Annotated in this window: 9 protein-coding genes; 4 read left to right on the forward strand and 5 right to left on the reverse strand. The window is 60.1% G+C overall.

Annotation, left to right across the window (positions count from 1 at the left end; translation table 11 throughout):
• Positions 1-8 precede the first annotated feature (8 nt).
• Genes murG through ACNQFG_RS05075 form a run of 3 tightly spaced genes read left to right on the forward strand, consistent with a single transcriptional unit; the run spans position 9 to position 4235 of the window.
• Positions 9-1136, forward strand: a complete 1128-nt coding sequence (murG, locus tag ACNQFG_RS05065) for an undecaprenyldiphospho-muramoylpentapeptide beta-N-acetylglucosaminyltransferase (RefSeq protein ID WP_423406222.1) — start codon at positions 9-11, stop codon at positions 1134-1136.
• A gap of 37 nt (positions 1137-1173) precedes the next feature.
• On the forward strand, positions 1174-2739 hold the full coding sequence (locus tag ACNQFG_RS05070) for an FtsQ-type POTRA domain-containing protein (protein ID WP_423406223.1): 1566 nt from the start codon (positions 1174-1176) through the stop codon (positions 2737-2739).
• Positions 2740-2756: 17 nt separating this feature from the next.
• A complete protein-coding gene (locus ACNQFG_RS05075) occupies positions 2757-4235 on the forward strand; it encodes a UDP-N-acetylmuramoyl-L-alanyl-D-glutamate--2,6-diaminopimelate ligase (RefSeq protein ID WP_423406224.1) in 1479 nt (492 codons plus the stop codon).
• Positions 4236-4288: 53 nt separating this feature from the next.
• Here the strand turns inward: ACNQFG_RS05075 and ACNQFG_RS05080 are convergent, their stop codons facing one another.
• The 5 genes from ACNQFG_RS05080 to ACNQFG_RS05100 all read right to left on the reverse strand — a co-directional run bounded on the left by ACNQFG_RS05080 (position 4289) and on the right by ACNQFG_RS05100 (position 11153).
• Positions 4289-6211 (reverse strand): ABC transporter ATP-binding protein, encoded by a 1923-nt coding sequence (locus ACNQFG_RS05080; RefSeq protein WP_423406225.1) that lies wholly within the window; start codon positions 6209-6211, stop codon positions 4289-4291.
• On the reverse strand, positions 6211-7962 hold the full coding sequence (locus ACNQFG_RS05085) for an ABC transporter ATP-binding protein (protein WP_423406226.1): 1752 nt from the start codon (positions 7960-7962) through the stop codon (positions 6211-6213). The genes ACNQFG_RS05080 and ACNQFG_RS05085 overlap by 1 nt, the downstream gene beginning before the upstream one ends.
• Positions 7963-8095: 133 nt before the next feature.
• Positions 8096-8575, reverse strand: coding sequence for a MarR family winged helix-turn-helix transcriptional regulator (locus ACNQFG_RS05090; protein ID WP_423406227.1), 480 nt, complete (start codon positions 8573-8575; stop codon positions 8096-8098).
• A gap of 192 nt (positions 8576-8767) precedes the next feature.
• Complete coding sequence (locus tag ACNQFG_RS05095; protein ID WP_423406547.1) at positions 8768-9736, reverse strand: glycerophosphodiester phosphodiesterase; 969 nt, start codon at positions 9734-9736, stop codon at positions 8768-8770.
• Entirely contained in the window at positions 9720-11153 is a 1434-nt protein-coding gene (locus ACNQFG_RS05100; RefSeq protein ID WP_423406228.1) for a 6-phospho-beta-glucosidase, read from the reverse strand. Before ACNQFG_RS05100 ends, ACNQFG_RS05095 begins: the two co-directional genes overlap by 17 nt.
• Positions 11154-11594: 441 nt before the next feature.
• Here ACNQFG_RS05100 and ACNQFG_RS05105 point away from each other — a divergent pair, with 441 nt between their 5' ends.
• Positions 11595-12464: a phosphoribosylaminoimidazolesuccinocarboxamide synthase gene (locus ACNQFG_RS05105; protein ID WP_423406229.1), complete on the forward strand. Its 870-nt coding sequence runs from the start codon at positions 11595-11597 to the stop codon at positions 12462-12464.
• The last annotated feature ends 50 nt before the right edge of the window (positions 12465-12514 follow it).

The following is a 12514-nucleotide window of genomic DNA, read 5'->3' on the forward strand; positions in this document are numbered from 1 at the left end:
GAACCAAGATGCGAGTTCTGATCGCTGCCGGCGGCACTGCCGGCCATATCAACCCGGCACTTGCCATTGCAGGTGCTATCAAAAAGGCAGACCCTTCTGCCGAGATCCACTTTGCCGGCCGCAAGGAGGGCATGGAGTACCGCCTGGTAGGACAGGCGGGCTATCCCTTCCACCATATCGAGATCACCGGTTTCCAGCGCAGGCTGTCGCTGAACAACATCAAGCGCAACATCGTTACGCTGTGGAATCTGGCCCTCTCTGGCCCCAAGGCAAAGGCCATTATGAAGGAGGTCAAACCCGATCTTGTGATCGGCTGCGGCGGCTATGTGTCCGGCCCGGTGGTGCGCTGTGCCGCCAAAATGGGCATCCACACCGCCATTCATGAGCAGAACGCCTTCCCCGGCGTGACCAACAAGCTGCTGGCACCGGATGTGGATCTCGTGTTTGCCGCCGTGCCTGCTGCTGTGGAAAAGCTGGGCGCACCTGATAAGACCATCGTGGTGGGCAATCCGGTGCGCCCGGAGGTGTTTGCCCAGGCCGGGAACCGCGATGCCATCCGCGCTGAGCTGGGCGCGGGCGACCGCACGGTGATCCTTTCCTTCGGCGGCAGTCTGGGAGCACGGCGGGTCAATGAGGTCGTGGCCGACCTCTGCGCCTGGGAGCAGAAAAATCAGAAGCCGGTGCTGCATCTCCACGCTACCGGCCAGTACGGTGTGCAGCTGTTCCAGAACCTCGAAAAAGAGAAGGGCTTTGCCCCCGGCGACGGCCTTGTGGTGAAGGAATACATCAACAATATGCCGGAACTGCTGGCTGCGGCAGACCTTGTCATCAGCCGCGCCGGTGCGCTGACGCTGGCCGAGCTGGAAGCTGTTGGCCGTGCAGCCGTGCTCATCCCCAGCCCCAATGTGGCTGAGAACCACCAGTACTTCAATGCCATGGAACTGCAGAAGGCCGATGCCGCTGTGGTGATCGAGGAAAAAGACCTGACCGGCGAAGCACTCGTGGCCACCGTGGCCGACCTGCTGGCCGAGCCGGGCAAGCTGGCGCAGATGGGCCAGAACGCCCGGAAGCTCTCGGTGGACGACAGCCTGGACCGCATCGCCAATGCCCTGCTCCAGCTGGTCAAGACCCCGTAACAGAACGTGAAATCCAAAGGAAAGGAGGTGCGGCCCAATGGCAGACCGACCCCAGAACCGGAAGAAAAATGGGAAGCGCCGCCCGGTCTACGATCAGGCGCGGGACACCCGGCCCAGCCGCCCGGCAGACCGGAGCAATGTGGGTTATCCAAGCTCCACGACGCCCGGCAGACACCCGGTGACCAACCCGAACTATGACCCCGATGCGCCCCGGCCCAGCCGCTATGCGGCGCGGGATACCGGCTCCGGCAGCTACCCGGACAACAGCATCCAGTTCCCCACCGGAGGCCGCCCCGTCCAGAAGCAGAACCCCTCCCGGAACCGGGCATCAAATGCGCCGCGCCAGAACCAGCGGAGAACAAGCGCACCGCAGAGCCAGCGGCCCCGCAATGGAAAGGCCCGGCCTCAGAACCCGAACGCCCGGCGCCCGGCCAGCGGCCAGAGGCTCCGCCCTACGCAGGCGAACCTGCGGGACCCCGCCCGCCGGGAAGGAAAAAAGAAACGGAAGATGACCCGCAAGGCCCTCCGACGCCGCAGAGCCATCCAGCGCCTGACCGCGCTGGCCATGCTGCTCTGCGTCATCGCGGCAGGCATCTATTTGACGGTCACCATGCTGTTTAAGATCGGCACCATTCAGGTGCAGACGGCGGACGGCGTGGTGAGCGAAGCGGGCGGCTACTCCAGCGAGCAGATCCTGCAGGCACTGGGTGTGCAGACCGAAGAGAACATTTTCAGCTTTGACCCCGCCGCCAAAGCCGCCGCGCTGGAAAAGGTCTTCCCCATGCTGGAGGACATCCGGGTGGAGCGGGACTACCCCAGCACCGTGGTCGTGCGGGTGACGGAAGCCCAGCCCGCCTACGCCATGCAGACGGCAAAGGGCTGGCTGACCCTCTCGGCCGGGCTGAAGATCCTGGCGGCGGACTCCGCCCAACCCACCGGCCTGCCCACGCTGTACGGCGGCGAGCCGGTCTTCTCGGACCCCGGCGAGCAGCTGTGCTTCGAGGAGGAAACACCGGCAGACAGCAGCACCGCTTCGGAGAGTGCCTCCGACGCGGCCAGCGCCTCCGCTGCCGTGGAAGAGGAGGCGGGCGATAAGCGGTTGGAAGCCCTCAGCACCCTGCTGACGGCGCTGGATACCGCCGGGATGCGCGGGGATGTCACCCGCATCGAGTTTGCCGACCCGGAGGAGATGGCGTTCCTGTATCAGGACCGCATCAGCGTCCGGCTGGGCACCCTGAACGAACTGGACTACAAGCTCAAGCTGGCCCGGCATGTTCTGCTCAATGAGGACGGCAAGGGCTGCGCAGCCACCGACACCGGTACGCTGGACTTCACCCACATCAGCATGTCCAGCACCCGCAAGTTCACCTTTGCGCAGGGCGAGCCGGAGCTGCCGTCCGGCTATGTCGTGCCGGAGCCGACGACACCGGAGGAGGCCCCGGCAGAGGAAACGGCGGACAGCACCGCAGTGGGTGCCGCCGATGAAGCAGCGCCCCCGGCGGACGCCGCTGCACAGCCTGCGGACGATGCCCAGGCTCCGACCACAGAGACAGACCCGGCCCCCGCCGCACAGGATACGGCAGGCACCGGAGCTGCAAACTGAAAAAGCGAGGTTCATGTATGAAACTGGAACAGTTACTGGAAGGCGTGCCCTTTACCCTTGCGCAGGGCAGTCTGGACACCGAGATCTCGGATATCATCTACGACAGCCGCAAGGCAGCCGAGGGCAAGGCCTTCGTCTGCATCGTGGGTACCCAGCGCGACAGCCACACCTTCGCGGCCGACTGCGCCGCCAAAGGCGTGAGCGTGCTGGTCATCCAGCACGACATCGACCTTTCCGCCATGCCGGGCGTGACCGTGGTCAAGGTGGAAAGCAGCCGCTATGCCATGGCTCTGATGAGCGCGAACCTCTTCGGCAACCCGTCCCGCCAGATGACCATGATCGGTGTGACCGGCACCAAGGGCAAGACCACTACCACCCACATGATCAAGAGCGTGCTGGAAGCTGCAGGCCGCAAGGTGGGCATGATCGGCACCAACGGCATTTATTATATGGGCCGCCACAAGGAAACTGCCAACACCACTCCGGAAAGCTACGAGCTGCAAAAGACCTTTCGGGAATTTCTGGATGCAGGCTGCGACACCGCGCTGATGGAAGTTTCCAGCCAGGGCCTGATGATGGACCGCGTGGCCGGTGTGCACTACAATGTGGGCGTGTTCACCAACCTTTCGCCGGATCACATCGGCCCCGGCGAGCACAAGACCTTTGAGGAGTACCGCAGCTGGAAGGGCCAGCTGTTCAAGCGCTGCGATGTGGGCGTGGTGAACATTGACGATGAGAATACCGAAGCCCTGCTGGAAGGCCACACCTGCCGCCTTGTCACCTATGGCCGCGCTGAGCAGGCGGACTACCGCGAGACCGGCTTTGAACTGCTGCGCACCCACGATTTTCTGGGCGTGAAGTTCCATGTGACCGGCAAGGACGAGATGGATGTGAAGGTGAACATGCCCGGTGAGTTCAGCGTGTACAACGCGCTGGCAGCTCTGGCGGTGGGCAAGGTGCTGGGCCTGCCGGATCAGGCCATCCACGACGGCCTTGGCAAGTGCGTGGTCAAGGGCCGGGTGGAGCTGGTGCCCATCAGCAAGAAGTTCACCATCCTGCTGGACTACGCCCACAACGAGGTGTCCACAGAGAGCCTGCTCACCACTCTGCGGGCCTACAAGCCCCACCGTCTGGTGGTGGTGTTCGGCTGCGGCGGCAACCGCTCCAAGCTGCGCCGCTACGGCATGGGCGAGATCTGCGCCAAGATGGCCGATTTCTCCATCCTTACCGAGGACAACAACCGCTTTGAAAAGGTGGAGGACATCCTTGCTGATATCCGCGTGGGCATGAACAAGGGCAACCCGGACGCAAAGTTCGTGGAGATCCCCGACCGTCTGGATGCGCTGCACTACGCAGTGGATCACGCGCAGGAGGGCGACCTGATCGCCGTCATTGGCAAGGGCCACGAGACCTACCGTGACCGCGAGGGTGTCAAGACCCCGTTCCTGGAGCGGGAGCTGCTGGAAGAGTATGCACAGCAGATCGGGCTGGAATAAGCAGACAAAAAAATACGGAGCATCGCCGCAGCGATGCTCCGTATTTTTTATGCTCAGTTCTCGGCCAGATTGCCGGTGTACAGCTGGTAATACTTGCCTTTTTTAGCGATCAGCTCGTCGTGGCTGCCGCGCTCGATGATGCGGCCCTGCTCCAGCACCACGATGCAGTCTGCATTGCGGACGGTGGACAGGCGGTGCGCAATGACAAAGCTGGTGCGGCCGTACATCAGGCCGTCCATGCCGCGCTGCACCAGCGCTTCGGTGCGGGTATCGATGGAGGAGGTGGCCTCGTCCAGGATCAGCACCGGGGGATCTGCCACGGCGGCGCGGGCGATGGCCAGCAGCTGGCGCTGGCCCTGCGAGAGGTTGGCACCATCGCCGGTGAGCATGGTGTTGTAGCCTTCCGGCAGGCGCTTGATGAAGCCATCCGCGTTGGCAAGGCGGGCGGCGGCGATGCACTCTTCATCGGTGGCATCCAGCCGGCCGTAGCGGATGTTCTCCATCACCGTGCCGGTGAACAGATGGGTGTCCTGCAGCACGATGCCCAGAGAACGGCGCAGATCGGCTTTTTTGATCTTGTGGATGTTGATGCCGTCGTAGCGGATCTTGCCGTCCTGAATGTCGTAGAACCGGTTGATGAGGTTGGTGATGGTGGTCTTACCGGCACCGGTAGAGCCGACAAAGGCGATCTTCTGGCCCGGACGGCCATACAGGTTGATATCGTGCAGGACGGTTTTTTCCGGCACATAGCCAAAGTCTACATCGGTAAAGGTGATGTTGCCTTCCAGCTTGTGGTAGGTGGTAGTGCCGTCGTGGTGCGGGTGCTTCCATGCCCACAGGCCGGTGCGCTCGTCCGTCTCCACCAGCTGGTCGTTGCGGTCGTACTTGGCGTTGACCAGCGTGACATAGCCCTCGTCGGTCTCGCTCTCTTCGTCCATCATCTTGAAGATACGCTCGGCACCAGCCAGAGCCATGATGATGCTGTTGGCCTGCATGGACACCTGACTGATGGGCATGTTGAAGCCCTTGTTCAGGGAGAGGAAGGCCATGACGGTGCCCAGCGTCATGCCGCCGACATTGCCGACGGCCATGGCTGCGCCTGCCAGCGCACAGACGGCATAGCTGATGTTGCCCAGCTGGGCGTTGACCGGCATCATGATGTTGGCAAAGCTGTTGGCTTTGTTGGCGCTGTCCTTCAGCTGGTCGTTCAGCTGGCGGAAGCCGGCCAGCGCCTTCTGTTCGTGGGTGAACACCTTGACGACCTTCTGGCCCTCCATCATCTCTTCGATATAGCCGTTCAACTTGCCCAGATCTTTCTGCTGGGCGATGAAGTACTTGCCGCTCATGGAGGTGATCTTCTTGGTGCAGAAGAGCATCAGAGCCACCATGCACAGGGTCACGATCGTGAGCTGCCAGCTCATCAGCACCATGCTGGTGAGGACGGAAACAATGGTAATGGCGCTGGACACCAGCTGCGGGATGCTCTGGCTGAGCATCTGGCGCAGGGTATCCACGTCGTTGGTGTACACGGACATGATGTCGCCGTGGGGATGCTGGTCAAAATACTTGATGGGCAGGCTCTCCATGTGGGTGAACAGCTGGGTGCGCAGGTTGCGCAGGGTGCCCTGCGTCACGTTGACCATGATGCGGGCGTTGAGCCATGCGGCCAGAATGCCGACGGCGTAAACGCAGCCGATGCGGCCCAGTGCTGCGGCCAGCGGGCCGAAATCGGGGGTGGCCTGCTGGGTCATGGGTACGATGTAATCGTCCATCAGGGTCTTTAAGAACAGACTGGCCTGAACGTTTGCCAGCGCGCTGACCACGATGCAGACAAGTACAAGGATGCAATGGGGCAGATAGTGCCGGAATACCTCATCCATGATGCGCTTCAGCAGCTTGCCCGGGTTTTCCACCTTGGGCCGGGGCTGGCCTGCGCCGCGCGGGCCGGGGCCGCGAACTTCTTTTGCCTGAGCCATTACTGTTCACCTCCCTGTTTGTCAAAGTCGCCGCTGCCCTGGGTCTGGCTGTTGTAAACTTCCTGATAGATGGCGTTGGTCTTGAGCAGCTCTTCGTGGGTGCCCAGACCATCGATCTTACCGTTATCCAGCACAAGGATGCGGTCGGCGTCCTGCACCGAGGAAATGCGCTGTGCAATGATGATCTTGGTGGTGCCGGGGATCTCCTCCCGGAATGCCTTGCGGATCTTGGCATCAGTAGCGGTATCCACGGCGCTGGTGGAGTCGTCCAAAATCAGAACCTTGGGCTTGCGCAGCAGGGCGCGGGCGATGGTCAGGCGCTGCTTCTGGCCGCCGGACACATTGGAGCCGCCCTGCTCGATCCATGTATTGTATTTGTCCGGGAAGCGCTCGATGAACTCATCGGCGCAGGCAAGCTTTGCCACACGGATGCACTCTTCCTCGCTGGCGTTCTCATCGCCCCAGCGCAGGTTATCGAGAATGGTGCCGCTGAACAGCACGTTCTTCTGCAGCACCATGGACACCTCGCGGCGCAGCACGTCGAGGTTGTAGTCGCGCACATCCACGCCGCCCACGCGCACGGTGCCGCTCTCGGCATCATACAGGCGGGGGATCAGCTGCACAAGGCTGGATTTTGCGCTGCCAGTGCCGCCGATGATACCTAAGGTCTCACCGGGCTTGATGCTGAAGGTGATATCATTCAGCACCGGCTGGCCGCTGCCGTGCTTATACTTGAAGGTGACATGCTCGAAGGCGATGCTGCCGTCGGCCACGGTGTCCACCGGAGCCTTGGGGGCGGGCAGGTCGGTGGTCTCGTCCAGCACTTCCACAATACGCTTTGCGGAAGCGGCAGACATGGAGATCATGACAAAGGCCATGCTCAGCATCATCAGGGCCATGAGGATGTTCATGATGTAGCCGAACAGAGCGTTCAGCTGGCCGGTGGTAATGGCACCGTGCAGAACGTACTTGGCACCCAGCCAGCTCAGGGCGATGTTGCAGCCGTAAACGGCGGTGAGCATGGCAGGGTTATTGAAGCTCAGGCGGCTCTCAGCGTTCACAAACTGGTCGTACAGGCTCTGGCAGGCTTTGGTGTACTTCTCGTTTTCAAAGCCCTCGCGCACGAAGCTCTTCACTACGCGGATGGCGGAGACGTTTTCCTGCACGGAAGCGTTCAGGGCATCGTAGTTTTTGAACACCCGGTCAAAGATGTGGAAGGTGGGCACCATGATGCCTGCCAGCACCGCCACCAGAAAGACGATGGCCACCACGAACACCAGCGACAATGCGCCGCTGATGGCGGAAGCCATGAGAAGCGCGAACACCAGATGCACCGGGGCGCGCACGCACATGCGCTCGATCATCTGGAATGCGTTCTGTACGTTGGTCACGTCGGTGGTCATGCGGGTGACAAGGCCTGCGGTGGAGAATTTATCAATGTTGGAAAAAGAATAATGCTGGATGTTCTCATACATAGCATCGCGCAGATTTCCGGCAAAGCCGGTGGATGCCTCGGCGGCGTATTTGCCGGCCAGAACGCCCAGCGCCAGCGCGACCACAGCCACCAGAAAGGTGAGCAGGCCGTACTTGAGGATGGCGTTCATATCGCCCTTTTCAATGCCCTGATCGATGATAAAGGCCATGATGGTGGGCAAAAGCACATCCATCACGGCTTCCAGAGCGGCAAAGAGCGGTGTCAGGACTGCGGCGCGTTTATACTCGCCCAGATGCGACACTAACTTTTTGATCATCTGGTAATCCTCCCTTTTTTACTTTTTTGTTTGACAAAGAACAATTTTATACAAAACATTTTAATTGTCAATGCGTTTTTGCAAAGTTCCTGAAAAAGTTATGAAACTCTCAAAAATCGTACGATTCGCGGGGTCACTGCAGGCCCTTGCGCAGCTTGTTCAGCAGGCGGAGCAGCTCGGCGTTCTCCTCCGGGGTGAGCAGGCTCTCCACAAATTCGTCGGTCTGGTGCAGGGACTGCATGGTCTTTTCGTGGATGCAGGCTCCCTTTTCGGTGAGCACCAGCTGCTTGAGCCGGGCATCCTGCGGTACGCTCTGACGCTCGATGTAGCCTTTGCGCTCCATGAGCTGCAAAATATTGGTCACGGTGGAGCGGGTGATAGAGAACTCCCGCTCAATGTCCCGCTGGTAGACGGGTTCGTCCCTGTGCCAGAACAGGTAGCTCAGGATCCACTCGTGCATCGGGGTCACGTCCTCGACCTCATTTTCGCGGTGAAACTGGTTGATCTTGCGGAAGATCAGGTTGTCCACCCGGCGGATCTGCGCCGGGATGACCTGCGGCGGCTCCCAGGGGGGCGTTACCGGCGGGCAGCTGGAGTTGATTTCGTCACACATGATGGTTCGTCCTTTGAATTGTTGGATGGATGATTGTTTTGAATAAAACTGTTTGATACGATACCATTCTAACCCTTGCATCCCGGAATGTCAAGAGCGTTTATAAAAAAATAAACCCCTCTCCGTCTCGCCGTGCGCCAGCGCTTCCAAAGGGGGAGCTGCATGGCAAGGCAGGAGCGGAGAGGGGTTCTGTTACGTTTCAGTCTGTGCTTTTTCGATCCATTCGCGGATGACGTCGGGGCGGTCGGTGACAAAGCAGTCCGGGCCGAGAGGCACCAGAGAGCGGACGACATCCTCGGTGTTGACGGTCCAGAACGCGGCCTTGCAGCCGGCGTCGTGGAGCTGGTTGACCACCTCCGGGTTGGCGAAGGCGGTGTGGTACTCGCAGCTGACCAGCTCCACCGGGAAACCCAGCGTCCGGACATAGGCGGCGGGGTCTGCCTGCGCGGACAGGGTGGCGAGGATCTGCCGGACCGACATCTGCGGGTAAAGAGCCGCGATGAGGGTCAGCTTGTCCGAAATAACACTGGAGACCATGCCCACCTGTTTTTTCAGGGCGGGGCAGTTCTCCTCGTCCAGCGGCTCGTCCATGCTGTTGACAAGGCCCAGGTCCTGCCAGACCACCGGCGGCGGGAGCATCATGCTGAGCAGGTCGCCCAGGGTCAGGACGCCGATGCGCAGTTCCGGCATCAGCGCCTTGGCCTGCTGAAGCAGGTCGTGACGGAACGAGACGAGGAGCAGCCGGTCTGCGATGCCGGAAGCACGGATGCAGTCCACGACATGGGGCACGAAGTCCGGGTCGGGGAGGATGGGGGCCTTCAGTTCCAGCTGGACGGTGCAGCCCTCCATTTCTTTGCAGCAGGCCAGCGCTTCGTCCAGAGTGGCCAGTCTCTCGGTGGTGAGGCTGACGCCGTTCCATTTGGTCAGGTCGATGGAGCGCAGCTCACCGACGGTCAGGTCGTAGATCTTGGCGGAGAGCTCGGTGCCGATGTCGATGAGGTAGTCGTGGTGGATGATGAGGCCATGGTCGCGGGTCTGCTGGACGTCCATCTCAACGCCGTCGGCACCGAGGTCGATGGCGTTGCGGAAGGCGGACAGGGTGTTTTCGGGGGCAAGATAGGTGGACCCGCGGTGTGCAATGATCTCAGGCAAGGTCTTCACCATCGGTCGCAATGACCTTTTTGTACCAGTAGAAGCTGTCCTTGCGGCTGCGGGCCAGTGTGCCGTTGCCGTCGTTGTCCTTATCCACATAGATAAAGCCGTAGCGCTTTTTCATCTCACCGGTGGATGCGCTCACAAGGTCGATAGGGCCCCATGTGGTGTAGCCCATCAGCGGCAGGCCGTCCTCGTTGACGGCCTTTTCCATCTGCTCGATGTGGGCGCGCAGATAATCGATGCGGTAGCTGTCGTGGATGGAGCCGTCCGCTTCCACGGTATCCACCGCGCCAAGGCCGTTCTCCACAATGAACATGGGCTTTTCGTACCGGTCGTAGATGGTGTTCAGGGTCACGCGCAGGCCCACCGGGTCGATGGCCCAGCCCCACTCGCTGGCCTTGAGGTACGGGTTTCTGGTCGCCGCGCCGAGGGCATTGCCGTCGGCCTGCTCCAACAGCTCCGGGTCCACCGTGATGCAGCGGCTGGAATAGTAGCTGAAGGAGACAAAATCCACGGTGCCCTCGCGCAGGGTCTGGTCATCGTCCGGCTCGGTGCGCAGCTGGATGCCGGCCTTCTCCATCCGCTTTTTTGCCCACACCGGGTAGGCTCCCCGGGCCTGCACATCGGTAAAGAAGTAGTTGTCGCGGTCCGCTTCGGCAGCGGCCTGCACATCCGCCGGGGCACAGGTGCGCGGGTAATACTGGCCTGCCGCCAGCATACAGCCCACCATGGCACCGGGCATCTTTTCATGGGCCAGCTTGACCGCCTTTGCGCTGGCCACCAGCTCATGATGTGCCGCCTGATACTTGACCTGTTCGACGTTCTCGCCGGGCTCAAACAGCAGCCCCGCCCCCATGAAGGGCATGTGCAGCAGCATGTTGATCTCGTTGAAGGTGAGCCAGTATTTCACCTTCCCCTTGTAGCGGTCAAACAGCACTTCACAGTAGTGCACATAGGCATCCACCATGCGGCGGTCTTTCCAGCCGCCATACTTTTTTATGAGGGCAATGGGGGTATCGAAGTGGCAGATGGTCACAAGCGGTTCAATGCCGTATTTGTGGCACTCATCGAACAGCGCATCGTAGAAAGCCAGCCCCTCTTCATTGGGCTGGGCATCGTCACCGTTCGGCAGGATGCGGGTCCATGCGATGGACAGCCGGAAGCACTTGAAACCCATCTCGGCAAAGAGGGCGATGTCCTCCTTGAAGTGGTGGTACATGTCGATGGCTTCGTGCGAGGGGTAGTAGTGCTGGTCATCGCATGCCAGCATCTTCAGCTTGCCGAACATCACCGGGAAGCGGTCCTCGCCAAAGGGAACGACATCCACATTGGCCAGCCCGCGCCCGCCTTCGTTGTAGGCACCCTCGCACTGGTTGGCGGCGGTGGCACCGCCCCATAAAAAGTTTTTCGGAAATCTGCCCATGAAAAAATACCTCCTGAACAAAAATTCTGCTGCCTTCATTTTATCATGTTCCGGGCGGGCATTCAAGGACGAAAGTATGACTATTTCCGTCATTTTGACGAAAATCGAGCGTGATTTTTTGCAGTTTTCACGAGAAAATCTGAAAAACCGGGAGATTTTCCTTCCATTCTGTTTCTTCCCAACGGACAGAAAATATGATAGACTGAATACGTAAGAAAAAGCCGTTCGGCCTGTCCGCACAGGGGAATGGCTCCTCTGTACAACCTCTCTGTCGCTTACGCGACATCTCCCCTGGTAGGGGAGACTCTGGCGAAACCAGAAACTCTGCAAGGACTGCCAAGGGCTCCCCTACAAGGGGAGCTGGCAATGCGTAGCATTGACTGAGAGGTTGTACAAAGGAAACAGTAGAAGATCGAAATAAGGAAAATGGAGTGTTTTGCGATGAAGGAGTTCCAGCCTATCAAAGAAGGCAAGGTTCGTGAGATCTATGATAACGGTGACAGCCTCATCATGGTTGCTACCGACCGCATTTCCGCGTTTGATGTCATCCTGAAAAACAAGGTCACCAAAAAGGGCACCGTTCTGACCCAGATGAGCAAGTTCTGGTTCGATTACACCCGCGATCTGCTGCCCAACCACATGCTGAGCGTGGACGTGAAGGATATGCCGGAGTTCTTCCAGCAGCCCCAGTTCGACGGCAACAGCATGATGTGCCGTAAGCTGACCATGCTGCCCATCGAGTGCATCGTGCGCGGCTACATTACCGGCAGCGGCTGGGCCAGCTACCAGAAGACCGGCAAGGTGTGCGGCATTCAGCTGCCCGAGGGCCTGAAGGAGTCCGACAAGCTGCCCGAGCCTATCTACACTCCCTCCACCAAGGCCGAGATCGGCGACCACGACGAGAATATCTCCTACGAAAAGAGCATCGAGGTGCTGGAAAAGCAGTTCCCCGGTCACGGCGAGGAGTACGCCACCAAGCTGCGCGACTACACCATTGCCCTGTATAAGAAGTGTGCTGAGTATGCGCTCTCCCGCGGCATCATCATTGCCGACACCAAGTTTGAGTTTGGTCTGGATGAGAACGGCAACGTGGTGCTGGGCGACGAGATGCTCACCCCGGATTCCTCCCGCTTCTGGCCGCTGGAAGGCTACGAGCCGGGCCACAGCCAGCCTTCCTTCGATAAGCAGTTCGTGCGCGACTGGCTCAAGGCCAACCCCGACAGCAACTACGACCTGCCGCAGGACGTGATCGACAAGACCATCGAGAAATACCTCGAAGCCTATGAGATGCTGACGGGCAAAAAGCTCTGATCGCTGACATTCGATCGAATATGGAAACGGTGCCCTGCTTTTTTGGCAGG

Origin of the sequence: Faecalibacterium prausnitzii (assembly GCF_049532945.1) — a bacterium.
GTDB classification, from domain to species: Bacteria; Bacillota; Clostridia; order Oscillospirales; family Ruminococcaceae; genus Faecalibacterium; species Faecalibacterium prausnitzii_N.

Coding starts and splice junctions, on each gene's coding strand:
- murG (WP_423406222.1), top strand. CDS start 9: ATGCGAGTTCTGATCGCTGCCGGCGGCACTGCCGGCCATATCAACCCG.
- ACNQFG_RS05070 (WP_423406223.1), top strand. CDS start 1,174: ATGGCAGACCGACCCCAGAACCGGAAGAAAAATGGGAAGCGCCGCCCG.
- ACNQFG_RS05075 (WP_423406224.1), top strand. CDS start 2,757: ATGAAACTGGAACAGTTACTGGAAGGCGTGCCCTTTACCCTTGCGCAG.
- ACNQFG_RS05080 (WP_423406225.1), bottom strand. CDS start 6,211: ATGGCTCAGGCAAAAGAAGTTCGCGGCCCCGGCCCGCGCGGCGCAGGC.
- ACNQFG_RS05085 (WP_423406226.1), bottom strand. CDS start 7,962: ATGATCAAAAAGTTAGTGTCGCATCTGGGCGAGTATAAACGCGCCGCA.
- ACNQFG_RS05090 (WP_423406227.1), bottom strand. CDS start 8,575: ATGTGTGACGAAATCAACTCCAGCTGCCCGCCGGTAACGCCCCCCTGG.
- ACNQFG_RS05100 (WP_423406228.1), bottom strand. CDS start 11,153: ATGGGCAGATTTCCGAAAAACTTTTTATGGGGCGGTGCCACCGCCGCC.
- ACNQFG_RS05105 (WP_423406229.1), top strand. CDS start 11,595: ATGAAGGAGTTCCAGCCTATCAAAGAAGGCAAGGTTCGTGAGATCTAT.